This window comes from Roseibium sp., from assembly GCF_050301095.1.
In the GTDB taxonomy this organism is placed as follows: Bacteria; Pseudomonadota; Alphaproteobacteria; order Rhizobiales; family Stappiaceae; genus Roseibium.
Map to the genome: position 1 here is coordinate 1 of NZ_JBNKYW010000023.1, position 23,379 is coordinate 23,379.

The following is a 23,379-nucleotide window of genomic DNA, read 5'->3' on the forward strand; positions in this document are numbered from 1 at the left end:
CCAGCCTCGACGACGACCGCATCCTGCGCCGCTTCCAGAACGCCATCGAGTCGATCCTCAGAACCAACTTCTACCAGCTCGGCAAGGACGGACAGCCGAAGCCGACCTTCGCCTTCAAGATCGACAGCCGCAGCATCGACGATCTGCCCCAGCCCCGGCCCTTCCGCGAGATCTTCGTCTACAGCCCGCGGGTGGAAGGGGTGCACCTGCGCTTCGGCATGGTCGCCCGCGGGGGCCTGCGCTGGTCCGACCGTCCACAGGACTTCCGCACGGAGGTGCTCGGCCTCGTCAAGGCGCAGCAGGTCAAGAACGCGGTGATCGTTCCCGTCGGCGCCAAGGGCGGCTTCGTCCCGAAGCTTCTGCCGCCAATGAGCGACCGTGAAGCCTGGTTCAGGGAGGGCACGGAAAGCTACAAGATCTTCATCAACGCCCTGCTCGACGTCACCGACAACCTGGAAGAGGACAAGGTTCTGCCGCCGGAAAGCGTCAAGCGGTTCGACGGCGACGATCCCTATCTGGTCGTGGCCGCCGACAAGGGCACGGCCACCTTCTCCGACACGGCCAACGGCATCTCGGAAGGCCGGCACTTCTGGCTGGGCGACGCCTTCGCGTCCGGCGGGTCCGCCGGCTATGACCACAAGAAGATGGGCATCACCGCGCGCGGCGCCTGGGAAGCGGTCAAGCGCCATTTCCGGGAGATGAACCGGGACATCCAGACGGAGCCCTTCACCGCCGCCGGCGTCGGCGACATGTCCGGCGACGTCTTCGGCAACGGCATGCTCCTGTCCAAGGCGACGAAGCTCGTGGCCGCCTTCGACCACCGGGATATCTTCATCGATCCGGATCCGGACCCGGCGACGGGCTGGAAGGAACGCAAACGCCTGTTCGACTTGGGGCGCTCCTCCTGGAAGGACTACAATGCAGAGCTGATTTCCAAGGGCGGCGGCATCTTCTCCCGCCAGCTCAAGTCCATTCCGCTTACCCCGGAAATCCGATCACTCCTGCAACTCGACAAGGCCAACGCCACACCACAGGAGGTCATGATGGCCATCCTGAGGATGAAGGTGGACCTGCTCTGGTTCGGCGGCATCGGCACCTATATCCGCGCAACCACGGAAACCGATGCCGACGCGGGCGACCGGGCCAACGACCCGATCCGCATCACCGCTCCACAAGTGGGTGCCAAGGTGATCGGCGAAGGTGCCAATCTCGGTCTGACCCAACTGGCCCGCATCGAGTTCAACAAGAAAGGCGGACGCTGCAACTCGGACGCGATCGACAACTCCGCCGGCGTGAACTCCTCGGATATGGAGGTCAACATCAAGATTGCGCTCGGCGCGGCGGTCAAGACCGGCAAGCTGACCATCGAACAGCGCAATCAGCTGCTGGCGGAGATGACCGACGAGGTCGCGGAGCTTGTGCTGCGGAACAATTATCTGCAGACGCTGGCCATTTCCATGACCGAACTGCGCGGCATGCAGGACTTCGGCTATCAGGTCCGCATGATGCGCCAGCTGGAACAGGAAGGGCACCTGGACCGGGTGGTCGAGCAACTGCCGGACGAGGCGACCCTCGACGAAATGCGCAAGGCCGGACAGGCGTTGACCCGGGCCGAGCTCGGCGTGCTTCTGGCCTATGCCAAGATCACGCTGTTCGACAGCCTGCTGGAAAGCTCGGTTCCGGACGACGATTACCTGGCCCGCGAACTCTTCCGCTACTTCCCGGACCAGATGGCCGGCACCTACCAGGACGAGATCAACGGTCACCGGCTGCGCCGCGAAATCATCGCCACCATGCTGGCGAATTCCATGATCAACCGGGGCGGACCGACCTTCCTGACGCGCCTGATCGACCAGACCGGCGCGACGCCGACGGAAATCGCGCAAGGCTTCGTCGCCGTGCGCAACAGCTACGATCTGACCGAACTCAACGAGGAAATCGACGCGCTCGACACGAAGATCGACGGCGACCTGCAGCTGGAACTTTATTCAGAAGTCCAGACGTTGCTGCTGGAACGGGTGGTCTGGTTCAAGCGCAACGTTTCCTTCGAAAACGGCCTGTCTGCGGTTGTCGAACGCTTCCGCTCCGGCATTTCCGCCCTGCGCGGCCGTCTGGAATCGGTCCTGCCCGAGGAACCCGCCGCCATGCTCAACGAGCGGGCCGCCGCCTATATGGAAAAGGGCGTGCCGGAAGCACTTGCCAAGCGGATCGCCTGGCTGCTCGCCGAACATGCCATTCCGGACATCGTCATCGTTTCGGAACAAACCGGCGCGAACCTGGATACGGCCGCGACCGCCTACTACGAAGTTGCGCACCACTTCGAGATCGGCGCGATGCACGAACGCACCGCCGAACTGGACGTTCAGGACTACTATGACGGTCTCGCGCTCGACCGGGCCCGGGCGACCCTGTTTGCCGCCCATCGCACCCTGGCCATCGAAGCGGTCCGGGACGGCGGCTTCGCGGCCTGGCTGGAAAAACATCAGAAGGAGGTCGTCCGCACGCGGCAGGCGGTCACCGAGATCCTGGACGGTGGCCTCAGTGTCTCCAAATTCTCGGTCGCAGCCTGCCTGCTGGCAGAAATCTGCTCGGCAGCCTGACCGCGGTTGCGAATGAAGAACAAGGCCGGCAGATCCCCTGCCGGCCTTTTTGACAGGAACAGCAGAGCTCTCGGGAGACAGGGGTGGCAGATCTTTCCTTCGGAGGTGCGGACCGGCGCGCGGTGGTTTCCTGGGCCTTGTTCGACTGGGCCGCGCAGCCCTTCTTCACGCTGATCACCACCTTTGTCTTTGCGCCCTATTTTGCCTCCACGCTGGCCGCCACGCCGGCGGAGGGGCAATCGCTCTGGGGGTATGCGACGGCGGCAGCGGGGCTTGCCATCGCCGTTTCCGCGCCAATTCTCGGGTCGGTGGCGGACGCCACAGGACGCCGGAAACGCTGGATTCTCCTCTGCACCCTTCCCTTTCTGATCAGCTGCTGGGCCATCTGGTATGCCGCACCGGGAAACCCCAACGCCATCGCCATCGCCTTGACCGCTTTTGCCATCGGTACACTTTCGATCGAGATCGCCACGGTCTTCAACAACGCCATGATGCCCTCTCTGGTTCCCCCCGCCCACATCGGCCGCCTGTCGAGTTTCGGCTGGGCGCTCGGGTATGTGAGCGGGCTGGTGACCCTGGTGATCGCGCTGGGTTTCTTTGCTGCAAGACCTGAAACGGGCCTCACATTGCTTAACCTCGTACCTGTTTTCGGTCTGGATGCGGCCACGCAAGAAGGCGACCGGGTCGTCGGCCCGTTTTCCGCGCTCTGGTTTGCCGTCTTCGCGTTGCCGATGTTCCTGTTCGTCCCGGACGTGCCGCAACAGGCAAAGATCGGGCAGGCGGTGCGAACGGGGCTGGCGAACCTCCTGGAGAGCCTCGCCCAGGCACGCCGGAACCGGAACATATTCCTGTTCCTGCTGGCCAACATGATCTTCAAGGACGGGCTGGTGGCCCTGTTTGCCTTCGGCGGCATCTATGCCGCCGGACAGCTCGGCTGGGGCGCCATCGAGATCGGAACCTTCGGCATCATCCTGACGGTGACCGGTACGCTTGGACTGATCCTCGGCGGCCCGATGGACGACCGTTTCGGCGCCAGACCGGTCATTCTGTTTGCGCTGATCGTGCTGATGATCTGTGGTCTCGGCATGATTTCGGTCGACAGGACGACGGTGCTCTTCGTTGTCAAGACGGCAGCAGCCCCCGAAGGCGCGCTCTTCGCCTCGCTGCCGGAGCAGATGTTCATCGCCCTTGGTGGCCTGATCGGCGCCGTTTCGGGCCCGCTGCAGGCGTCCTGCCGCAGCCTGCTGATCCGGCTGGCACCCGCCGACCGCATGACGCAGTATTTCGGCCTGCTGGCGCTGTCCGGCAAGGTGACCAGCTTTCTCGCGCCGCTCACCGTCGGTATCGTTACCAGCCTCACCGGCAGCCAGCCCGCGGGCATGTCCGTCATTCTGATATTCTTCGCCGCCGGCTTCATTCTGCTGACGATGGTCCGGGAGACGCGGCCGGAACGGTGACCCGCTCTACCGCTTCAGCAGGAACACGGCCTGTTCGGCGACGAGATTCCAGACCCACCAGGGGGCATTGACCGGGATCTTGTTGCCCTTGGCGCTCAGCGCGACGGCTTTTTCGACCTTCGCGTCCAGTTCCCGGCACAGTTCGACGAAGTCGCGCAAAGAGCAGAAGTGAATGTTCGGCGTGTCGTACCATTCGTAGGGAAGGTACTTGGTCACCGGCATGCGGCCGCGGAAGAGCAGCTGGGCGCGGTTGCGCCAATGGGCGAAATTCGGGATCGAGATCACCACTTGCTTGCCGATGCGCAGAAGTTCGCGCACCACGGTCTTCGGTTCCCGGGTCGCCTGCAGGGTCTGGCTGAGAATGACGACGTCGAAGGCCTGGTCCGGATAGTCGGCCAGATCCTGGTCGGCATCGCCCTGGATGACCGAAAGTCCCCGGGCAACGCAGCGGTTCACCCCTTCCTGGGACAGCTCGATGCCGCGCCCGTCCACATGCCGCTCGCGCAGCAGAAGATCAAGCAAAGCCCCGTCCGCCGAACCGATGTCGAGAACCCTGGAGCCTTCCGGCACTAAGGACGCCACCACCTTGTGGTCGCCGCGGGTCTTGCCCGGCCGGGTCTGGTGAGGTGCAAGGTTCATACGCCAGCCTCCTCTCCAGGCGCCGGCAGACCGCGCGCCCGCGCCGTCCCGGTGATGAAACCTTGAATGGTCTGAAACATCTCCGGTACGTCTAGCAGAAAGGAATCGTGTCCCCGGTCGCTGTCGATCTCGACGAAGGAGACATTGGCAGCGGCCGCGTTCAGCGCCTTGACCACACGGCGGCTTTCCGACGTCGGAAACAGCCAGTCGGAGGTAAACGACATCACGCAGAAGCGGGTTTTCGTACCCGTGAAAGCATTGGCCAGCGTACCGCCGAACTGGTCCGCGAGATCGAAATAATCCATGGCGCGCGTGACATAGAGATAGGAATTGGCGTCGAACCGGTCGACGAAGGTCATGCCCTGATGCCGCAGATAGCTTTCGATCTGGAAGTCCGCGTCGAAGCCGAAGGTCAGGTTGTCCCGGTCCTGAAGGTTGCGCCCGAATTTCTGGTGAAGCGACTCGTCCGACATGTAGGTGACATGGGCGGCCATGCGTGCCACCGCCAGGCCCTTTGTCGGACGGCAGCCCTCCTGGATGTAATTGCCGCCCCGCCAGTTCGGATCGGCCATGATCGCCTGGCGGCCGACCTCATGGAAGGCGATATTCTGCGACGTGTGCCGGGCCGCGGCCGCGATCGGCACGGCGGAAAAGACACGTTCGGGATAGCTTGCCGCCCATTGCAGCACCTGCATGCCGCCCATGGAGCCGCCGATCACGGCGAACAACGTGTCGATGCCGAGATGATCGACCAGCCGCGCCTGCGCGCGCACCATGTCGCGGATGGTGACGACTGGCAGGTCGAGGCCGTAGGGCGCACCCGTTGCCGGATTGATGGTGGCAGGTCCCGTGGTCCCCAGGCACCCGCCCAGGACATTGGAACAGATGACGAAATAATGATTGGTGTCGACCGGCTTTCCGGGCCCCACCATCAGCTCCCACCAGCCGGGTTTGCCGGTCACCGGGTTCTTCGAGGCGACATACTGATCGCCCGTCAGGGCATGACAGACCAGGACGGCGTTGGACCTGTCGGCGTTCAGTTCGCCGTAAGTCTCGAAGGCAATCTGCCAGGGGCCGAGCCTGGCACCGGAATCCAGTTCCAGCGGCGCCTCCGCCGGGAAGCGCGCGAGCCGGCTTGAAGGCGTTTCCGCTTCATTCCTCGTCTGCTCTTTGAGCGGCGCTGGCGGTGAAGTTTCGCTGGACATGACTCAGGGAACGGCTCATTGGCTTTGCGTGAATTTCCTGACCGATTGCAACGTCTTGTGCCGGGACCAAAAGGCAAGCTCCCGGAAGCGCGCGGCAACCAGACTGGCGACGTAGCCGCGCGAAGCGCGCCGAGTCAATGTTTTCTTTTGCCTTTGAGCGATCACATGCCTATGACTATCCGCCGCTGAACCCATTGTGAACGACGCTTGTTACGAGAAGGCTGGAGCCTCAGATGTCTCATTTGCCGGACGGCGGGAAGTCTCTGGACGATTTGCGGGCGCGGGTCGATGAAATCGACGCGCGGATCCACGCTGCCCTGATGGAGCGCGCCGAAGCCGAGACGGACCTCGCCGCCGTCCTGGGATCGACCGGCGAGAACGGCGCCCTTTACCGGCCGGAGCAGGATGCGGACACGATGCGCCAGATGGTGGAACGCCATCAGGGCAAACTGCCTCTGACGACCGCCGAGCACATCTGGCGCGATATCATCTGCGCCTGCAGCGGACTCGACCGGGAAACCGCGGTGCATCTCGATGGCAGCGCGGATCTGATCGACATGCTGGATCTGGCGCGGTTCTATTTCGGATTTTCGGTGGACCTGGTTCCCGGCAGCGATGCGTCCGACGTGGTTGGCGCGGTTGCCGCATCGACCGGCGACCTCGGCATCGTGGCGTTGGCGGATCGCGCCGAATTGCCCTGGTGGCGGGGATTGAGCGAAGCCGGTGCACAGGTACGCGCACGTCTCCCCTTCGTCGTTCTGGACGAGCGGCCCGCGGATCTCCCGGCGCTGGTGCTGGCCAGGGCGGACAGCCTTGCCGACACGGCCGATATCGCGGTCTATGACGCGCGCTGGTCGGACCTCCTGCCCGGCAAACTGATGGACCAGGGCATTGAAGTGCTCAGCTTTTTCCGGTCCGCCCGCGGGGTCGACGCCCTGCTCGCGATATCGGGTGACCTTCGGGAAGACGAAGTTCTCAAGGCCTGCGCCGCAGCCGGCGCGGAACCGGACGTCTTAAGACGCGTCGGCGGGTATGCCGCGCCGATCGATGGTGACACGGAAGACACATTCGACCCGGAAGGTGGAGAGTCTCAGGAATGAACGAGATGACAAAAGTGACTGAAGCCGCAGAAAACAGCATCAACCGCCCGCAGCCCAAGGCCGGCGTTCTGGATATCGCGCCTTATGTTCCGGGCAAGTCCAAGGGCACCCACGGCAAGACCGTTCACAAGCTGTCCTCCAACGAGACCCCGCTCGGCACGAGCGCCGCGGCACGAGCGGCCCTGGAAGCGGTTGCCCAGCATCTGGAGCTTTACCCGGACGGATCCTCGAGCGATCTGCGGGCCGCCATCGGCGAGGTCTACGGTCTCAATCCGGACCGGATCATCTGCGGTGCGGGCTCTGACGAAATCCTGAGCCTGGTGGCCTATGGCTATCTCGGCGCCGGCGACGAGGCAATCTATTCCGAGCATGGCTTCCTGGTCTACGACATCGCGATCCGGGCGGCGGGAGCCACGCCGGTCGTGGCGCCGGAGAAAGACCTGACGACCGATGTCGATGCCATTCTGGCGCGGGTCACGGACAAGACCAGAATGGTCTTCATCGCCAACCCGAACAATCCGACCGGCACCTATCTGCCGTTCGGGGAAGTCAAGCGCCTGCACGAAGGCCTGCCGCCGCATGTCCTGCTGGTGCTGGACGCGGCCTATGGCGAATATGTGCGCAAGAACGACTATGAGAGCGGCATCGAGCTGGCCGCGACCTCCGACAATGTCTTCATGACACGGACATTTTCCAAGATCTACGGCCTCGCCAACCTGCGCCTCGGCTGGGGTTTCGGCGCGGCCCACATCATCGATGCGCTCAACCGCATCCGCGGTCCGTTCAACGTCTCCGGCATGGCAGGCGCGGCGGGCATTGCCGCGGTCAAGGACCGCGAATTTGTCGCCCGCTCGGTCGAGCACAACGAAAGATGGCTGCCCTGGCTGACCGCAGAACTGGAAGGGCTCGGCCTGAAGGTAACGCCGAGCGTCGGCAACTTCGTGCTGATCCACTTCCCCGACGAAGACGGCAAGCGCGCGCCGGATGCCGATGCCTATTTGCTGGAGCGCGGGTGCGTGCTGCGCATGGTCGGCAACTACGGCCTGCCGAACGCCATTCGCATGACGGTCGGCTCGGAAGACGCCAACCGCACGGTCGTAGCGCATTTGAAAGCGTTTCTGGAACAAGCCTGAAAGCAGAATTTTAGAAAAACATGACTGGTGCCCCCCTTTTTGAACGCATGGCGCTGATCGGGATCGGCCTGATCGGCTCCTCCCTTGCGCAAGTCGCCCGCCAGCGTGGTCTGGTGAAGGAAATCGCGATTTCCACCCGCTCGCCCGCCACCTTGCAGCGGGCCGAGGAACTGGGCCTGGGGGACATCTATTCGCTCGACGCAGCCGACGTGGTCGAAGGGGCAGACCTTGTCATCCTGTGCGTTCCGGTCGGGGCCAACGAGGCGGTTGCCAAATGGATCGCGCCTGCCCTGAAGAAAGGTGCCATCCTGACCGACGTCGGCTCGACCAAGGGATCGGTCGTCGATCAGGTCAGCCCGCATGTGCCGGACGGCGTGCACTTCATTCCGGGCCATCCGATCGCCGGCACGGAACAGTCCGGCCCCGACGCCGGTTTTCCGACCCTGTTCGACCAGCGCTGGTGTATCCTGACCCCGCCCGAAGGGACGGACCGGCAAGCGATTGAAAAGCTCAGCACCTTCTGGCGCGGCTGCGGCTCGGATGTCGACCGGATGGACGCCCGGCATCACGACCTGGTGCTGGCGATTGTCTCGCACCTGCCGCATCTGATCGCCTACAACATCGTCGGCACGGCGGACGACCTGGAAACCGTCACCAAGTCAGAAGTGATCAAATACTCCGCCTCCGGTTTCCGCGACTTCACCCGTCTTGCCGCGTCCGATCCGACCATGTGGCGTGACGTCTGCCTGCACAACAAGGAAGCGATCCTGGAGATGCTGGCGCGGTTCTCCGAGGACCTTTCCGCCCTGCAGCGTGCGATCCGCTGGGGCGACGGCGACATGCTGTTCGACCTCTTCACCCGCACCCGCAGCATCCGCCGGTCGATCATCGAAGCCGGCCAGGAAACCGACGCCCCGGATTTCGGCCGCCACGCCAAGGACGCTCCGGCAGAGTAATCCGGGAAGTATCTTTCCTGGGTGCAGGCCGAAGTACGACCGGAGTGTCGCCCCGGTGTCTCGCTTCGCTCACCCGGGGATACACCAAAGCATCAGGGTTTCAGTTCGACCGGTTGACGATGTAGCCGGCAAGGGCCGTCAAAACCTTTGCGCGCTCGCCATAGGGGGCCAGAAGGTCTTCCGCCTCGCTCAGGAGCAGCGCCAGTTCGGCGCGTGTCTTCTCCACGCCCATGAGGCCCACAAGCGTCGCCTTGCCGGCCTCCGCGTCCTTGCCGGTGGCCTTGCCCATGGCTTCCGGGGTCGATTCAACGTCCAGGAGATCGTCGGCAAGCTGGAAGGCCAGGCCGATCACCTCGCCGAAGCGGGTCAGTCGGTCGACGTCGGCATCGCCCGCATCCGCCAGGATGGCGCCCGAGCGGCAGGCGTAGCGCAGCAAAGCGCCGGTCTTCATGGACTGCAACCGCCGGATTTCCGCCTCGCTGCGCTCGCGGTGCTCCGACTCCAGGTCCAGCATCTGGCCGCCCGCCATGCCGCCGACACCGGCGGCGCGGGAAAGCTCCCGGGACAGGCGCAGGCGGACCGAGGGGTCGGCATGGACGGTGTCCTCTGCGATCACATCGAAGGCCAGCGTCAGCAGGGCGTCCCCCGCCAGAATGGCGGTTGCCTCGTCATAGGCCTTGTGAACCGTCGGCTGGCCCCGGCGCAGGTCGTCGTCGTCCATTGCCGGCAGGTCGTCATGTACCAGCGAATAGCAGTGAATGAGTTCCAGGGCGCAAGCGGCCTTGAGGGCGCCGTTGTCCGCATGGCCGAAGAGGTTCGCGGCTTCCAGCACAAGAATGGGCCTGAGGCGTTTCCCGCCGTTGAGAGCACCATGGCGCATGGCCGCCAGCAGACGCGGAGGGCGGACGATTTCCTCCTGTAGGGCAACATCGTTCAAGAGCTGCTCCAGGCAGGTTTCCACTCTTCCGGCTTGAGCCGCCAAATGCTGCTTCAGGTCAAGGGTCACGATGGGCTCCGGCGCACATGGGTACTTTTTTGAAGGTCCGGGTTTCCCTGAAACCAATTCTCTGTATCGTCAAGGCTGGAAATTGAAAATCGGCCATCAAAACGTTTTGCACCACGCATATTCCGGAGAATTGCCTCATGAAACTGTTGTCCAGCCTGCTTCGATCCTTCATCCGGCGCGGCCGCATGCGCGTCGTGGACGTTGCCGGCAAGGTCCACGAGTTCGGCTCGGGCGAGGATGGGCCGACCGTTACCATCCGCCTTCACGACAGGAAGCTTTACCGGTCGCTGTTTCTCAACCCGGAACTGGCGGCGGGCGAGGCCTATATGGATGGAACCCTGACGATGGAGGAAGGCTCGACCTGCTACGACTTCATGTTCCTGTTCTCCATCAACCGGGCCCCGCTCGGGGCACATCCGGTCCAGGGGCTGTTGCGCAAGGGCTGGAAGGCGTTCCGCAGGCACCACCAGAAGAACAGCGTGGAACGGGCGAAGCAGCAGGCGCGCCACCACTACGACCTGTCGACCGATCTCTACCGGCTGTTTCTGGACGAAGGGCTCAACTACAGCTGCGCCTATTACACCGATCCGGACGACAGCCTGGAAAAGGCGCAGGCGGCGAAACTCACACATCTGGTTGCCAAGCTCGACCTTGAGCCGGACATGGAAGTCCTTGAAATCGGTGGCGGCTGGGGGTCGCTGGCCATCCGGATGGCCGAGGCCGGCGCCCGCGTCACTTCCCTCAACGTTTCCCCGGAACAGGTAAAAATCGCCGAGGAGCGTGTGCGTGCGGCCGGCCTTGAGGACCGGGTGACCTTCGTGCTGAAGGACTACCGGGAATTTGAGGGTACATTCGACCGCATCATCTCCGTCGGCATGATGGAGCATGTCGGCATCGGGCATCTGGACGCCTATTTTGGCAAAATCCGGGAATGCCTGTCGGAAAGCGGTTACGCCGTTATCCACTCCGTCGGCCGCATGACGCCTCCCGGAACCACCGGTCCCTTCATCCGAAAGTACATTTTCCCCGGAGGATACGTACCCGCCCTCTCGGAAGTTTTTGCGTCCACCGAGCGGCTTGGGCTATGGGTGTGCGATGCGGAAATCCTGCGGCTCCACTACTATTACACCATTCGCGACTGGCGGCGCCGCTTCGAAGCCAGACGGGCGGAGGCGGCCGGTCTTTACGACGAAACCTTCTGCCGCATGTGGGAGTTCTATCTCTGTGCGGTCGAACTGGGCTTTCTCCACGGATCCAACATGGTGTTCCAGCTTCTTCTGTCGAAGGAGCGGGATGCGGTTCCGGTTGTCCGGGACTTCATTGTCGATAACGAGCGGAAGCTGAATGGCCCGGAATAAGGCGGCAACCAGGGAAAGCGCGCGATCCTCCGCGAAAGGAGGTGTGTTCCGCACTGTTCGCAAACGCCTTCTGCAACTCCTGTTGATCCTGCTCCTGCTGCCGCCGGTCCTCACCGTGATCTATTCCGTCGTGCCCCCGGTCAGCACGCTGATGATCGGCCGCTATGTCCAGTTTCTCTGGGTGGACCGGCAATGGGTGCCGCTGGAAGACATTTCGCCCAATCTGATCAGGTCGGTGATCACCTCCGAGGACAGCCGGTTCTGCAGCAATCACGGCGTCGAATGGGACGCGCTGCAGGATCAGGTCGAGGCCCTGACCGACGGCGAGCGGCCGCGCGGCGCCAGCACCATCACCATGCAGACCGCCAAGAACCTGTTTCTGTGGGGCGAGCGCTCCTATCTGCGCAAGGGTCTGGAGTTGCCGCTGGCCCTGATGCTGGACGCGATCCTGACCAAGAAACGTATCCTGGAGATCTACCTGAACATTGCCGAATGGGGCGAGGGCATCTTCGGGGCGGAGGCGGCTGCGCAGGCCTGGTTCGGCAAGAAGGCGAAGGACCTGACCAGGGCGGAGGCCGCCCGGCTGGCGACAGCCCTGCCGAATCCGCTCGGCAGGAACCCGGCGAAACCCCGCCCGGGACACCGGCGGCTCGCCGCAACCAACATGGCGCGCGTCAAAGTGGCCGGACCGATTTTCGGCTGTGTTCTGGGGAAATGACACCCCTGCGGTGGACCGCAGATGCCGCTTCCTCTAGTTAGAAAAAGAAAATTTCGTCTATGGGGTGGCAAAACGCCGGCGTTGCCTGTATAACGCCGCGCATTCCAACACGCTGCGTGACGCCACGCCCCGGGCTAACCCGGTCCGGGCAGCGCGGTTATGGACCACGGAGAAAAACAAAATGGCCGTTCCAAAGAGAAAAACCTCGCGCATGAAGCGCGGTTTTCGCCGTTCCGCGGACGCCCTGAAACAGCCGACTTACGTTGAGGACAAGGATTCGGGCGAACTGCGCCGTCCGCATCACGTTGACCTGAAGTCCGGCATGTACCGGGGCCGTCAGATCCTCGCTCCGAAGGACGACGCATAAACTGCTCGGATTTCAGGGTGGATCGCCGCATGGCAAACCAGGATTGAGGCTGGCCTTGTTTCGACAGGCCGGCCTTTTTCTTTTGCCTTGAAATGGCGGCATTCCCCGTGTCAGGTCATAACAGGTTCGCCCGTTCCCGGGCCCCATACTCTTGCGGGAGCCGTTCGATGCGCCTTTTGTCCGCCCTTCCCTTCACCTTTTTCACGCTGCTGATCTATAACGGCCTGGCCTTCACCAAGGGCGCCTCGAACGCCAATTTCTGGTCCGAACCGGTTTTCACCGTGCCAATGGTGTCAGGCGCCATCTTTCAGCTGCTGGCCAGCGACCTCCTGATCACCATGGGCCTCTTGTTTCTTTTCCTTGAAATCCTGAAAGCCACCCGCATCGGCACGATGGCGCTGCTCGACCACATGCTGTCCGTCCTGGTGTTCGTCATTTATCTGGTGGAGTTCCTGGTGCATCAGACCGCTGCCACGTCGCTGTTCTTCATCCTGACGGTGATTGCGCTGATCGACGTGATCGCAGGCTTTTCCATCTCCATCACCGGCGCCCGCCGGGACGTGTCCTTCGGGCGCGGGGATCTGCACTAGGTATTGCTCACGCCTGTTTGTTGTCATCCCGGTTTGACGCATCAGCGGCAAGACCGGGATCCCGTAACTGTTGGCGTCGCCGGACTATTCAAGCGCCTGCGATTACTGAATCCCAGCCTTCGCAGGGATGACAAGATGAGTGTTAAAACGACCAGCGCGGCTATCGGTGTGTAGGCTCTGCCGCCCTCAGGCGTCCTTGCCATCCTCGACGATGGCGTATTTCTGGATCAAGGGCAGCTGGAAGAGCGTGAAGACCAGCGTGATCGGCATTATGCCGAAGACCTTGAAGCTGACCCAGAAATCGGTCGAGAAGCTGCGCCAGACGACCTCGTTGATCACCGCCAGCACGAAGAAGAACACGCCCCAGCGAAACGTCAGCTTGCGCCAGCCCTCGTCCGTCAGGCGGAAGGCACTGTCGAAGACATAGCCGAGCAGGGGCTTGCCGAACAGGAGCCCGCCCAGCAGGACCGAGCCGAACAGGCAATTCACGATCGTCGGCTTCAGCTTGATGAAAAGATCATCGTGCAGCCAGAGCGTCAGTGCCCCGAAGACCAGGACGACGACACCGGAGACCACCGGCATGATCGGCAGGCGCTTGGTAAGCCACAGGGACGCGACCAGCGAAACGGTAATGGCGATCATGAAAGCTGCCGTTGCCAGGAAGATCGGCTTGCCGACGGCCTGAAGCACGGGAAAGGCCGCCGCGATCTGCTCGCCCCGGGCGTTGAACAGGAAAAACACGCCGAGCGGCCCCAATTCCAGTGCCAGCTTCAGGAGCGGCGAAAGTTCCTTGCGGGTCGGGTCGTTCGGAGCGTGTTCGAATTCCATCGCGATTTGGTTTCCTGTTCAAGGCTGCCTCTTCCGGACATAGGTGATGCACCGTGTCAGGGTCAAGCAGCGAGGGTCTTTTCCCAAAAGTCTGTCTGACATTTCATTTGCCAGATCACATGGCAAGGCAAATGCCGGAATGCGTCCTGCTGCATAAAAAAGGCGCCCTGAGGGCGCCTTTCCGCATGCTTGGGACAGATCCCGCCAACTCAGCCGTTGGCGATGTACTGGCCACCGTTGATGGTCATCACGGCGCCGGTCATGAAGGCGGCGGCGTCGGAGGCGAGGTAAACGACCGTCTGGGCGATTTCCTCAGGATGGCCGAGGCGGCCGACCGGGATGCCGGAGATGATGGATTCCAGCACCTTCTCCGGCATGGCGGCGACCATGTCGGTGTTGATGTAGCCGGGGCAGACGCAGTTGACGGTGATGCCCTTGAAGGCGTTCTCCTGGGCAAGCGCCTTGGTGAAGCCGATCACGCCGGCCTTGGCAGCGGAGTAGTTGGTCTGGCCCATCTGGCCCTTCTGGCCGTTGATCGACGAGATGTTGATGATCCGGCCGGAGGCGCGAGAGCGCATGCCGTTGATGACCGGCTTGGTCATGGTGAACATGCTGTCCAGGTTGGTGGACATGACAGCGCGCCACTGGTCGAATTCCATCTTGTGGAACATGCCGTCACGGGTGATGCCCGCGTTGTTGACGAGAACCTCCACAGGTCCCAATTCGCTTTCCACCTGGGCAATACCTGCCGCGCAGGCGTCAGGATCGGAGACGTCCCACTTGTAGACGTGAATGCCGGTTTCCGCCTTGAAGGCCTCAGCTTTTTCAGTATTGCCGGCGTATGTGGCCGCCACCGTGTAACCTGCATCCTTCAGACCGCGCGAAATTGCTTCGCCGATACCACGCGTGCCACCAGTGACCAATGCGACCTTGCTCATTCCCCTTCCTCCTGACTTCCGGTTCCGGGCCCTTCGGGCTCCTTGGGGTTTTTAGATTCCGTCGTTCTCTCTCTTGAAGGTCATGGCCGGCGCGGTGCGCCGACCATGGTTGTTTCAATCGTGCCCGATCAGCGTTCCAGGCACATGGCAACGCCCATGCCGCCGCCGATGCAGAGCGTGGCGAGGCCTTTCTTGGCGTCGCGGCGGCCCATTTCGTGCAGCAGCGTGGTCAGGATGCGGGCGCCGGAGGCGCCGATCGGGTGACCGATGGCGATCGCACCGCCGTTGACGTTGACGATATCCGGGTTCCAGCCCATGTCCTTGTTCACGGCGCAGGCCTGGGCGGCAAAGGCTTCGTTGGCTTCCACCAGATCCAGGTCGGCGGCGTTCCAGCCGGCCTTTTCCAGGGCCTTGCGGGAGGCCGGGATCGGACCGGAGCCCATGACCGCCGGATCGACGCCCGCGGTTGCCCAGGAAGCGATGCGGGCGAGCGGGGTCAGGCCGCGCTTTTCGGCTTCTGCCGCGCTCATCACGAGGATGGCGGCGGCACCGTCATTGAGACCGGAGGCGTTGGCGGCGGTGACGGAACCATCCTTGGTGAAGGCCGGGCGCAGCTTGGCGACACTTTCCAGCGTGGCACCATGGCGGATGTACTCGTCGTCTTCCACCACGCGCTCGGCCCGGCGTTCGACGACGGTGACCGGCGTGATTTCATCCTTGAACTTGCCCGCCTTCTGGGCGGCTTCCGCCTTGTTCTGGGAGGCAACCGCGAATTCGTCCTGCTGCTCGCGGTTGATCTGCCACTTCTCGGCGACGTTTTCGGCGGTCTGGCCCATGTGGTAGCCGTTGAAGGCGTCCCACAGGCCGTCCTTGATCATGGTGTCGATCATCTTGTAGTCGCCCATCTTGTAGCCGGCGCGCATATGGGCGCAGTGCGGCGACAGCGACATGTTTTCCTGGCCGCCCGCCATCATGATGGTGGCGTCGCCGGTCAGGATCTGCTGCGCTGCAATGGCAACCGTGCGCAGGCCGGAGCCGCACACCTGGTTGAGGGTCCATGCGGTCGCGCTGTCCGGAATGCCGGCCTTGATGGCTGCCTGTCGGGCGGGGTTCTGCCCCTGACCTGCGGTCAGGACCTGGCCGAAGACGACCTCGTCAATGTCGCCTGCGTCCACTCCGGCCTTTTCCATGGCCGCTTTCATGACGATGGCGCCCAGATCATGTGCAGGGGTATTGGCGAAGGATCCGTTGAAGGTCCCGACCGGTGTGCGGGTCGCACTGACGATGACGATATCGGTGAAAGCGCTCATCATATTCTCCAGAACTTGAGGCCGATTGACCGTAGAGGGCTGGTGCCGCAAGGGCACCTGCGTATCCCTGTTGATGCTTGGACTAGAAACTGCGGCGGGTTTTGTGTCAACCGTATCCCCCCCATTCAGCGGCCTGATTTCGCAATTGCGGTATAATCCTTTCGTCGGCGCACATAAAAAGGGTGGCAAGATCCGATACGATTGGCTTAGTCTCTTAGTCGGAGGAGATGACAGGTCTGCGAAGGCCTTGTCGTCAAATGGGAAACGTGAGCGGGGACACTCTCGCTCCAGCCGTAAGGCAGACAGGCGGAAGTGACGGATGGCCAAGAACAACGAGCCAACAATCATCAAGAAATACGCCAACCGGCGGCTCTACAACACGGGCACCAGCACCTATGTAACGCTCGAGGATCTGGCGGTGATGGTGAAGGGGGAAGAGGATTTTGTGGTCTATGACGCCAAGACCGGCGAGGACATCACCCGGTCCGTGCTGACCCAGATCATTTTCGAGCAGGAAGGCAAGGGACAGAACCTGCTGCCGGTTGCATTCCTGCGCCAGCTGATCCGCTTTTACGGCGACAGCATGCAGGGGCTCGTTCCGAGCTTTCTGGAATATTCCATGACCTCGCTCACCAAGGAGCAGGAAAAACTGCGCTCGCAGATGAGCGAAACCTTTGGCGCGACCGCTTTCGAGGCGATCGAGGACCAGGTCAAGCGCAACACGGAAATGTTCGAACGGGCGATGAAGATGTTCATGCCGTTCCCGGCAGGCGACAACGGATCTTCCGAAACCCCCTCCACGGGCGCGCCCAAGCCGGCAAAGGCCGAGGCCAACGATCTGGACGACATGAAGCGGCAGCTTGAGGAAATGCAGAAGAAGATCAACCAGCTTTCCGACAAGTCCTGACGCCGGGCTTTCCGAGGACCAGCAAACAGAAAGACGGCGATGAGCCTGACCGTAGTCTCGGTGGCCGACCGTCAGGAGACATTGCCCCGGATCGAACAGTGGTATCTGGAAGAATGGCCGGGCTGGTACGGACCGTCCGGACCCGGAGATGCCCGGCTTGATCTCACGGCGTGTCTTGCCGATCCCGCCTGCCTGCCAAGTTGCCTGGTCGCGCTCGACGCAGCAGCTGAACCGGTCGGAACGGTGTCGCTGAGGACCTCATCTCCCGGATCGGATCGCTACCCGGGCGCCTGGCTCACCGGGCTGCTCGTCCCCCCGCACAAGAGGCGCCTAGGCGTCGGGTCGCGGCTGGTCGAGGCGGCGGAACAGGAAGCCGGAAGGCTCGGCTTCGGTGAAATCCATGCCACGACGGGGGCCGCACGGTCCCTGCTTGAACGCAGGGACTGGCAATGCATCGACTCCATGGAGACGCGGACCGGCAGTCTGGAAATCTTCCGCAAGCCGCTTGGCCGGTAGCGGTCCCGTTGCCTAGCCGCAATCGGCCGTCAGGTTCACCGCTTCAATCCCCGCCACCGCGCAGGCTTCATCGTTTTCGGAAGTGTCGCCGGTGATGCCGACGGCCCCGAGCGTTTCTCCGGTCTCATCCCTGATCAGAACGCCGCCGGGAACCGGAACGATGGCGCCGCCGGAAACGCCGTTCAAGGCGTTGACGAAATGCGGGCGCGTTTCGGCGTTGGCGTTGAGCCACCTCGTACCGGTTCCGACAGCAAGCGCGCCGATGGCTTTCCCCGAAGCGATCTGCGGGCGCATGATCGATGCCCCGTCCTGTCGCTTGAGCACGATCATATGACCACCCGCGTCGAGAACGGCGACGGTAAGCGGTTTCAGCTTGAGTTCCGCTGCTTTTTCAAAGGCGGCGATAGTGATGGTCTCTGCTGTCGAAAGTGTCAGTTTGCGCATTTCACCGCTTCTCCTTAAGGTGCTGCCCGCGATCCGATTTTGCTAGCAGACATGCGCACCGGCGAATAGGCAGGTTTACCAAGAAGCTTCTGCGGCGAAACGGAAACAATGAGCAGTTGCAGGTGGGAGGACATCAGTGAAGCGCGATTTTCAGGCACCCGGCCGGTCCCCGGTATTGGCGCGCGAAGCCATGGCTTCCACTTCCCATCCGCTCGCCACGACTGCAGCCCTGGAGACCATGCAAAATGGTGGCAATGCGGTCGATGCGGCCATAGCGGCGGTCGCAGTGCAATGCGTGGTGGAACCGCATATGACCGGCATCGGCGGCGACTGTTTCGCCATCGTCATGGAGCCGGACGGCCGCCTGACGGGCTTCAATGGCTCCGGGGCCGCACCCCGGGCCGCAACACCGGAAAGAATGGCCGAACTCGGTGTCAGCGAAATCACCGACACCTCTCCGCACGCGGTCACGGTGCCGGGCGCCGTCCGGGCCTGGGAAACGCTGCTCAAGGCCCACGGCACCAAGAGCTTCAAGACGCTGTTCAAACGGGCCATCCAATATGCGCGCGACGGCTTTCCGGTCGCTCCGCGTGTCGCCCACGACTGGGCTGCCAATGTCGGCAAGCTGTCGGCCGATCCCGTATCCGCAGCCCGCTATCTGGTGAACGGCGAGGCGCCCAGGGTCGGAACCATCCTGAAATACCCGCGGCTTGCAGACACCTTCCAGATGATCGCCGAGGGCGGCGCGGAAGCCTTTTATGCCGGAGCCATCGCTGATGACATCGTGGCCGCGCTGCAGGCGCACGGCAGCCTGATGACCAAGGACGATCTGGCGGCCTGTCACACGACCGCCGTCTCCCCGGTGCTTCGGGACTACAAGGGTTATACGGTCGCCGAGCTGCCACCGAACGGGCAAGGCATCATCGCGCTCGTCATCCTCGGTCTTCTGGAGCGTTTCGGACTTGAACATCTGGATCCCCTCGGCCCCGAACGGTTCCATCTGGAGATGGAAGCCGCCCGGATCGCCTATGCGGTCCGCGACAAGTTCGTGACCGATCCCGGCTACATGGATGTCTGCCATTCCCGCCTGATCGGCTCGGATTATCTGGAGCAGCTTGCGCAACAGATGTCCGTATCCAGGCGCATGGCTTCCGTTCCGGAGGCCCAGCTGCCGCCGCAGACCGACACGGTGTATCTCACCGTGGTCGACAAGGAAGGCCGGGCGGTCTCCTTCATCAACTCGCTCTTCAGCGACTTCGGCAGCGGCATCGTTGCGCCCGACACCGGCGTCCTGCTGCATTGCCGCGGCAAGTCGTTCAAGACGGCGCCCGGATTCGCCAATTCGATCGACGGCGGCAAGCGGCCGATGCACACGATCATTCCGGCCATGGTGCTGAAGGACGGCGCCCCGTTCCTTTCCTTCGGCGTGATGGGCGGCCAGTACCAGGCCTGCGGCCATGCTCATGTGCTGACGAATATCATCGACTACGGCATGGATGTGCAGGCGGCGATCGACTTCCCGCGCATGTTCTTCGACATGGACACCCACGACTTGCAGGCGGAACGGCTTGTTCCGGGCTCCACGCTCGACGGCCTTGCCGACCTCGGCCACAAGGTCGGTCCGGCGGGTGGCCCCATCGGCGGCAGTCAGGCGATCATGATCGACAAGGCGCGGCATCTCCTGACCGCCGGTTCCGATCCGCGCAAGGACGGCCACGCGGCGGGGTACTAGGGTACGGACCCTGGGGATACGGACCCGGCGCCCGCGTCAATTTGATCCTTGTGAAGGTCGCGTCCATTGTGTTGAGTGCACCCGGACGCGCCCGGAACACATGAGGATTTCAAATGCTTGGTCTTTCCCGGCGGGAGTTTCTGCTCGGCAGCGCCGGCACCCTGTCCGCATTCGCAGCCGGCGGCTTTGCTGCCCGGCAGGCGCAGGCGGCGGAACATGCGCTAACCCTTTCCAGTCTTGATCACGGCATTCTGCCGGATACGGTGACGAAGGCCATGATGAGCTTCGCCGCCGATGGGCCGCCCCCGGTTTTACGCCTCAAACAGGGGCAGAAAACCGCCATTGAGGTGACCAATGCGCTCGATGAAGCCTCCGTCGTCCACTGGCACGGCCTCAGGATCGCCAACCGCATGGACGGCGTGCCCTATCTCACCCAGAACCCGATCGAAACCGGTCAGGCCTTCCGCTACGAATTCACGCCTCCGGACGCCGGCACCTTCTGGTATCACCCCCACTGCAACACGCTGGAGCAGATTGCACGGGGCATGACCGGCATGCTGATTGTGGAGGACGGGGAAGACCCGGGCTTCGACAAAGACCTGCCGCTTAACATCCGCGACTTCCGGCTGGGCAGCGACGGCCAGTTCATTGACTTCTACAAACCCCGCAATGCCGCCCGTGGCGGCACGCTCGGCACCGTTTCGACCGTCAACTGGCAGGTCGAGCCGGACTTTGAACTCGAAGCCGGCAGTCTCGTTCGCCTGCGGCTGGCGGTGACCGACCTGACGCGGGTCGGCACCTATGCCGTCGAAGGCGCACAAGCGCTGGTGATCGCCCTAGATTCCAATCCGCTGCCATCACCGGTTCCGGCAGCGGACATCACGCTGGCGCCCGGTCAAAGGGCGGATATCGCGCTGCGGGTTCCGGACGGGGAGGCGGCTGATGTCCGCCTTGTCCGGCGCAAGTCCGGTGGCGACAAGGTTCTGGCCCGGTTCCGTCCCGCGGGTGCGAGCGCCCGGCGCGATCTAAGGGAGTTGAAGCCGCTCAACCCGAATCCGGTGCCGGAAGCGGACCTGAATAACGCCGAGGTCCTCGATTTCGTGTTCGGCTGGTCGCCGGAAGGGAATGCCCCCCGGCCGAGCATCTGCGGGTCGCTCGGCTATACTTTCTGGTCAATCAACCGCATCGCCTGGACCGGCGACGCGCCGGGGCCGCTTGATCCGCTGGCGACGCTGAAACAGGGCAAATCCTACATTCTGCGGCTGCGCAACGAGAGCCCGAACGCCCACCCGATCCATCTGCACGGGGTATCCTTCCGCCTGCTCAACTCCAACAAGCGCAAGCTGCCGCCACTGGTGACGGACACGGCCTTGCTGCTGAAGGAGGAAACGATGGACGTGGCGCTGGTGGCCGACAATCCCGGTGACTGGGCGTTCCATTGCCATGTGATCGAGCACCAGAAAACCGGTCTCACCGGATTTCTGCGGATCGAGGGCTAGGATTTGGAAGAATGAAGAAAGAACCGCGCGGGCGGGTGCTTGGTTAATAAGAGATTTACCATGCGCGATATAGGGTCGGTGCGAGTTTTTGCGTAACGACTGCCGGACTGTTCATGGTTGCCAGCCAAAAAGCCTATAAGCGCGGTACATCCCTGCCGAGCTCCAATCCGTTTCAACGCCTTGCCGAACTGCTTGACGGCGAGACGCCCGGTCTTGACCCGATCATCATGACGATCGGCGAGCCGCAGCACGCTATTCCCGATTTCACCGCCGAAGTTCTGGCGGAGAACATGGCCGGCTTCCGCCGCTATCCGCCGATCAACGGCACGCCGGAGTTCCGCGCCGCCATTGCCGCCTGGCTGGACAGGCGCTATCAGCTGAACGGCCTCGTCGACCCGGAGCACGGAGTCCTGCCGCTGAACGGTTCCCGCGAAGGCCTGTCCTTCGGAGCGATTTCCGCACGCGACCAGCTGGACAAGGGACTCGATCATCCGGCAGTCATTCTGCCGAACCCGTTCTACCAGACATATGCCGCCGCCGCCCATGTGGCCGACGCACAGGCCGTTCTGCTGGACGCCGTCCCGGGCAACAACTTCCTGCCCGATCTCACCAGTCTGGACGCGGACCTGCTCGACGAGACCGTTGCCTTCTACATCGCCTCGCCGACCAACCCGGAAGGGCATGCGGCGGACATTGCCTATTGGCAGCGTCTGATCGGGCTGGCGCGCAAGCACCGGTTCTTCATATTCGCCGACGAATGCTATTCGGAAATCTACCGCGACACCCCGCCCCCGGGAATTCTGGAAGCCGCCCGGGACATGGGCGGCGATCTTTCCAACATCGTCGTGTTGAACTCCCTGTCAAAGCGCTCCAACCTTGCCGGATTGCGCTGCGGCTTTGCCGCCGGCGATCCGGAATTCCTGCGCAAGTGGGCAAAGTTCCGTGGCCTGGCTGCGCCGCAGGTACCCTTGCCGGCACAGGCGGTTGCCGTCCGCGCCTATCAGGACGAGGCCCACGTCGCGGAAAACCGCAGGCTTTACAACGATAAATTCGAGGTGGCCGAACGTCATCTCGGACCGATCCTGGGACCGGTCACGCCGGAAGCCGGCTTCTTTCTCTGGCTCGACATCGGCAGATGGGGCGATGCGGTTTCCGTCACCAAAGCCCTGTGGCGCGATGCCGGCGTAAAGGTGCTGCCGGGAAGCTATCTCGCCTCGGACCAGTCCGACGGAAGCAATCCGGGCCGGACCTACATTCGCATCAGTCTGACCGCGCCGCTGGTACAGACCGACACAGCTCTTCGACGTTTGGCCAACTGGTTGGGAGACAAAGCATGAGACGGGCAAGCGCAGTTCGCGGCCACGGCCGCCGCTCCAACCTGGACCTTCTGGACACCCAGAGCCCGATCAAACGCTTTATCCGGCGCAACCTTGTCGGCGCATCGGGGCTCGGCCTGATCGCGCTTGCGGCCATGCTGGCGGCAAGCCTGGCCACCTGGTCGGTGAGCGACCCGAGCCTCAACCATGCGACCTCCGGCACGGTGCGCAACGCGCTCGGCGCATCCGGCGCGGTCGTTGCCGATGTCCTGATGCAGACCATCGGCCTTGCGACAGCCGTCTTCCTGATTCCGCTGGTCCTTTGGGGCTGGCGCCTGCTGACCGGCCACGCACTCGGCATCGGCCGCAAGCGGCTGGCCTATTGGCTGGTCGGAACCTCGCTGGCCGCCGGGGCCCTGGCGGCCTTGCCCGTGCCGGAAAGCTGGCCCCTGCCGACCGGCCTCGGCGGTTTCTTCGGCGACACGGTGCACCGCATCCCCGCCGTTATCACCGCCAACCTGACCCGCGGTGCCGCAACCATTGTCGGCGGGCTGGGGCTGGGTGTTCCGGCGGTTCTCTGCCTGCTGGCGGCTGCCGGCTGGCTCGGTTCGGCCGGTGCCGCGGCGGAGCAGGTCGAGCCCGCCAAGACGCCCAAGGGGCATGGCCGGTCCCTTGAGGAGGATCTCGGCCTTGAGGATGAAGACGGCGAGTCGCGCCTTGGCCTCATGGCCAGCGCCTTTGTCGGCCAGATGGCTCATTG

General features: G+C 63.1%; 22 protein-coding genes. 15 read left to right on the plus strand and 7 right to left on the minus strand.

Annotation, left to right across the window (positions count from 1 at the left end):
• Positions 1–2,600: NAD-glutamate dehydrogenase domain-containing protein (locus ACQY7U_RS01400; RefSeq protein WP_428641218.1), on the plus strand; the 2,600-nt coding region annotated here is incomplete at its 5' end.
• Positions 2,601–2,683: 83 nt separating this feature from the next.
• On the plus strand, positions 2,684–4,057 hold the full coding sequence (locus tag ACQY7U_RS01405; protein ID WP_428641220.1) for an MFS transporter: 1,374 nt from the start codon (positions 2,684–2,686) through the stop codon (positions 4,055–4,057).
• A gap of 6 nt (positions 4,058–4,063) precedes the next feature.
• Here the strand turns inward: ACQY7U_RS01405 and metW are convergent, their stop codons facing one another.
• On the minus strand, positions 4,064–4,696 hold the full coding sequence (gene metW, locus ACQY7U_RS01410) for a methionine biosynthesis protein MetW (RefSeq protein ID WP_428641222.1): 633 nt from the start codon (positions 4,694–4,696) through the stop codon (positions 4,064–4,066).
• Positions 4,693–5,901, minus strand: coding sequence for a homoserine O-acetyltransferase MetX (metX, locus tag ACQY7U_RS01415; protein ID WP_428641224.1), 1,209 nt, complete (start codon positions 5,899–5,901; stop codon positions 4,693–4,695). Before metX ends, metW begins: the two co-directional genes overlap by 4 nt.
• 233 nt (positions 5,902–6,134) lie before the next feature.
• On the opposite strand from metX, the gene ACQY7U_RS01420 reads away from it, so the two are divergent.
• From ACQY7U_RS01420 to ACQY7U_RS01430, 3 genes are read left to right on the plus strand one after another with little or no spacing between them, the layout of a single operon-like run.
• The gene (locus ACQY7U_RS01420; RefSeq protein ID WP_428641225.1) at positions 6,135–7,001 is read left to right on the plus strand and encodes a chorismate mutase; all 867 of its coding nucleotides are present in this window, start codon (positions 6,135–6,137) and stop codon (positions 6,999–7,001) included.
• Positions 6,998–8,134, plus strand: a complete 1,137-nt coding sequence (locus ACQY7U_RS01425) for a pyridoxal phosphate-dependent aminotransferase (protein WP_428641227.1) — start codon at positions 6,998–7,000, stop codon at positions 8,132–8,134. The genes ACQY7U_RS01420 and ACQY7U_RS01425 overlap by 4 nt, the downstream gene beginning before the upstream one ends.
• A gap of 20 nt (positions 8,135–8,154) precedes the next feature.
• Complete coding sequence (locus ACQY7U_RS01430; RefSeq protein WP_428641229.1) at positions 8,155–9,090, plus strand: prephenate/arogenate dehydrogenase family protein; 936 nt, start codon at positions 8,155–8,157, stop codon at positions 9,088–9,090.
• Between the two features lie 100 nt (positions 9,091–9,190).
• On the opposite strand, the gene ACQY7U_RS01435 is transcribed toward ACQY7U_RS01430, so the two are convergent.
• The gene (locus ACQY7U_RS01435; RefSeq protein ID WP_428641231.1) at positions 9,191–10,096 is read right to left on the minus strand and encodes a polyprenyl synthetase family protein; all 906 of its coding nucleotides are present in this window, start codon (positions 10,094–10,096) and stop codon (positions 9,191–9,193) included.
• Between the two features lie 137 nt (positions 10,097–10,233).
• Between ACQY7U_RS01435 and ACQY7U_RS01440 the strand changes: the two genes are divergently transcribed.
• The 4 genes from ACQY7U_RS01440 (at position 10,234) to ACQY7U_RS01455 (ending at position 13,129) form a co-directional block, all read left to right on the plus strand.
• Positions 10,234–11,454 carry a class I SAM-dependent methyltransferase gene (locus ACQY7U_RS01440; RefSeq protein WP_428641233.1) on the plus strand — a complete coding sequence of 407 codons (1,221 nt, stop codon included), beginning with the start codon at positions 10,234–10,236 and terminating at the stop codon, positions 11,452–11,454.
• Positions 11,441–12,172, plus strand: a complete 732-nt coding sequence (gene mtgA, locus ACQY7U_RS01445; protein ID WP_428641234.1) for a monofunctional biosynthetic peptidoglycan transglycosylase — start codon at positions 11,441–11,443, stop codon at positions 12,170–12,172. The genes ACQY7U_RS01440 and mtgA overlap by 14 nt, the downstream gene beginning before the upstream one ends.
• A gap of 181 nt (positions 12,173–12,353) precedes the next feature.
• Positions 12,354–12,539 (plus strand): 50S ribosomal protein L32, encoded by a 186-nt coding sequence (gene rpmF, locus ACQY7U_RS01450; protein ID WP_428641236.1) that lies wholly within the window; start codon positions 12,354–12,356, stop codon positions 12,537–12,539.
• A gap of 167 nt (positions 12,540–12,706) precedes the next feature.
• On the plus strand, positions 12,707–13,129 hold the full coding sequence (locus tag ACQY7U_RS01455) for a hypothetical protein (RefSeq protein ID WP_428641238.1): 423 nt from the start codon (positions 12,707–12,709) through the stop codon (positions 13,127–13,129).
• A gap of 186 nt (positions 13,130–13,315) precedes the next feature.
• Here ACQY7U_RS01455 and ACQY7U_RS01460 read toward each other — a convergent pair whose 3' ends face one another.
• The 3 genes from ACQY7U_RS01460 to ACQY7U_RS01470 all read right to left on the minus strand — a co-directional run bounded on the left by ACQY7U_RS01460 (position 13,316) and on the right by ACQY7U_RS01470 (position 16,205).
• A complete protein-coding gene (locus tag ACQY7U_RS01460; RefSeq protein WP_428641240.1) occupies positions 13,316–13,957 on the minus strand; it encodes a septation protein A in 642 nt (213 codons plus the stop codon).
• Between the two features lie 209 nt (positions 13,958–14,166).
• Positions 14,167–14,895: an acetoacetyl-CoA reductase gene (gene phbB, locus ACQY7U_RS01465; protein WP_428641242.1), complete on the minus strand. Its 729-nt coding sequence runs from the start codon at positions 14,893–14,895 to the stop codon at positions 14,167–14,169.
• Positions 14,896–15,023: 128 nt separating this feature from the next.
• Positions 15,024–16,205: an acetyl-CoA C-acetyltransferase gene (locus ACQY7U_RS01470; RefSeq protein ID WP_428641244.1), complete on the minus strand. Its 1,182-nt coding sequence runs from the start codon at positions 16,203–16,205 to the stop codon at positions 15,024–15,026.
• Between the two features lie 319 nt (positions 16,206–16,524).
• Between ACQY7U_RS01470 and phaR the strand changes: the two genes are divergently transcribed.
• Together phaR and ACQY7U_RS01480 are read left to right on the plus strand one after the other, a co-directional pair.
• Entirely contained in the window at positions 16,525–17,112 is a 588-nt protein-coding gene (phaR, locus tag ACQY7U_RS01475) for a polyhydroxyalkanoate synthesis repressor PhaR (RefSeq protein WP_428641246.1), read from the plus strand.
• 39 nt (positions 17,113–17,151) lie between these two features.
• Complete coding sequence (locus ACQY7U_RS01480) at positions 17,152–17,628, plus strand: GNAT family N-acetyltransferase (protein ID WP_428641248.1); 477 nt, start codon at positions 17,152–17,154, stop codon at positions 17,626–17,628.
• Between the two features lie 12 nt (positions 17,629–17,640).
• Here ACQY7U_RS01480 and ACQY7U_RS01485 read toward each other — a convergent pair whose 3' ends face one another.
• Positions 17,641–18,072 carry a GlcG/HbpS family heme-binding protein gene (locus ACQY7U_RS01485; protein WP_428641250.1) on the minus strand — a complete coding sequence of 144 codons (432 nt, stop codon included), beginning with the start codon at positions 18,070–18,072 and terminating at the stop codon, positions 17,641–17,643.
• Positions 18,073–18,208: 136 nt separating this feature from the next.
• Between ACQY7U_RS01485 and ggt the strand changes: the two genes are divergently transcribed.
• The 4 genes from ggt to ACQY7U_RS01505 form a co-directional block, all read left to right on the plus strand.
• A complete protein-coding gene (ggt, locus tag ACQY7U_RS01490) occupies positions 18,209–19,804 on the plus strand; it encodes a gamma-glutamyltransferase (protein ID WP_428641252.1) in 1,596 nt (531 codons plus the stop codon).
• Positions 19,805–19,917: 113 nt separating this feature from the next.
• Positions 19,918–21,303 carry a multicopper oxidase family protein gene (locus ACQY7U_RS01495; RefSeq protein WP_428641254.1) on the plus strand — a complete coding sequence of 462 codons (1,386 nt, stop codon included), beginning with the start codon at positions 19,918–19,920 and terminating at the stop codon, positions 21,301–21,303.
• A gap of 113 nt (positions 21,304–21,416) precedes the next feature.
• Positions 21,417–22,640, plus strand: coding sequence for an aminotransferase class I/II-fold pyridoxal phosphate-dependent enzyme (locus ACQY7U_RS01500; RefSeq protein WP_428641255.1), 1,224 nt, complete (start codon positions 21,417–21,419; stop codon positions 22,638–22,640).
• Positions 22,637–23,379 (plus strand): DNA translocase FtsK 4TM domain-containing protein (locus ACQY7U_RS01505; protein ID WP_428641256.1); only part of this gene is annotated, 743 nt, incomplete at its 3' end. The genes ACQY7U_RS01500 and ACQY7U_RS01505, both read left to right, overlap by 4 nt.

What these genes read in the sequence shown, in the direction of transcription:
- metW (WP_428641222.1), bottom strand. Translation starts at nt 4,696, where the DNA reads ATGAACCTTGCACCTCACCAGACCCGGCCGGGCAAGACCCGCGGCGAC.
- metX (WP_428641224.1), bottom strand. Translation starts at nt 5,901, where the DNA reads ATGTCCAGCGAAACTTCACCGCCAGCGCCGCTCAAAGAGCAGACGAGG.
- ACQY7U_RS01420 (WP_428641225.1), top strand. Translation starts at nt 6,135, where the DNA reads ATGTCTCATTTGCCGGACGGCGGGAAGTCTCTGGACGATTTGCGGGCG.
- ACQY7U_RS01425 (WP_428641227.1), top strand. Translation starts at nt 6,998, where the DNA reads ATGAACGAGATGACAAAAGTGACTGAAGCCGCAGAAAACAGCATCAAC.
- ACQY7U_RS01430 (WP_428641229.1), top strand. Translation starts at nt 8,155, where the DNA reads ATGACTGGTGCCCCCCTTTTTGAACGCATGGCGCTGATCGGGATCGGC.
- ACQY7U_RS01440 (WP_428641233.1), top strand. Translation starts at nt 10,234, where the DNA reads ATGAAACTGTTGTCCAGCCTGCTTCGATCCTTCATCCGGCGCGGCCGC.
- mtgA (WP_428641234.1), top strand. Translation starts at nt 11,441, where the DNA reads ATGGCCCGGAATAAGGCGGCAACCAGGGAAAGCGCGCGATCCTCCGCG.
- rpmF (WP_428641236.1), top strand. Translation starts at nt 12,354, where the DNA reads ATGGCCGTTCCAAAGAGAAAAACCTCGCGCATGAAGCGCGGTTTTCGC.
- ACQY7U_RS01455 (WP_428641238.1), top strand. Translation starts at nt 12,707, where the DNA reads ATGCGCCTTTTGTCCGCCCTTCCCTTCACCTTTTTCACGCTGCTGATC.
- ACQY7U_RS01460 (WP_428641240.1), bottom strand. Translation starts at nt 13,957, where the DNA reads ATGGAATTCGAACACGCTCCGAACGACCCGACCCGCAAGGAACTTTCG.
- phbB (WP_428641242.1), bottom strand. Translation starts at nt 14,895, where the DNA reads ATGAGCAAGGTCGCATTGGTCACTGGTGGCACGCGTGGTATCGGCGAA.
- ACQY7U_RS01470 (WP_428641244.1), bottom strand. Translation starts at nt 16,205, where the DNA reads ATGAGCGCTTTCACCGATATCGTCATCGTCAGTGCGACCCGCACACCG.
- phaR (WP_428641246.1), top strand. Translation starts at nt 16,525, where the DNA reads ATGGCCAAGAACAACGAGCCAACAATCATCAAGAAATACGCCAACCGG.
- ACQY7U_RS01480 (WP_428641248.1), top strand. Translation starts at nt 17,152, where the DNA reads ATGAGCCTGACCGTAGTCTCGGTGGCCGACCGTCAGGAGACATTGCCC.
- ACQY7U_RS01485 (WP_428641250.1), bottom strand. Translation starts at nt 18,072, where the DNA reads ATGCGCAAACTGACACTTTCGACAGCAGAGACCATCACTATCGCCGCC.
- ACQY7U_RS01495 (WP_428641254.1), top strand. Translation starts at nt 19,918, where the DNA reads ATGCTTGGTCTTTCCCGGCGGGAGTTTCTGCTCGGCAGCGCCGGCACC.
- ACQY7U_RS01500 (WP_428641255.1), top strand. Translation starts at nt 21,417, where the DNA reads ATGGTTGCCAGCCAAAAAGCCTATAAGCGCGGTACATCCCTGCCGAGC.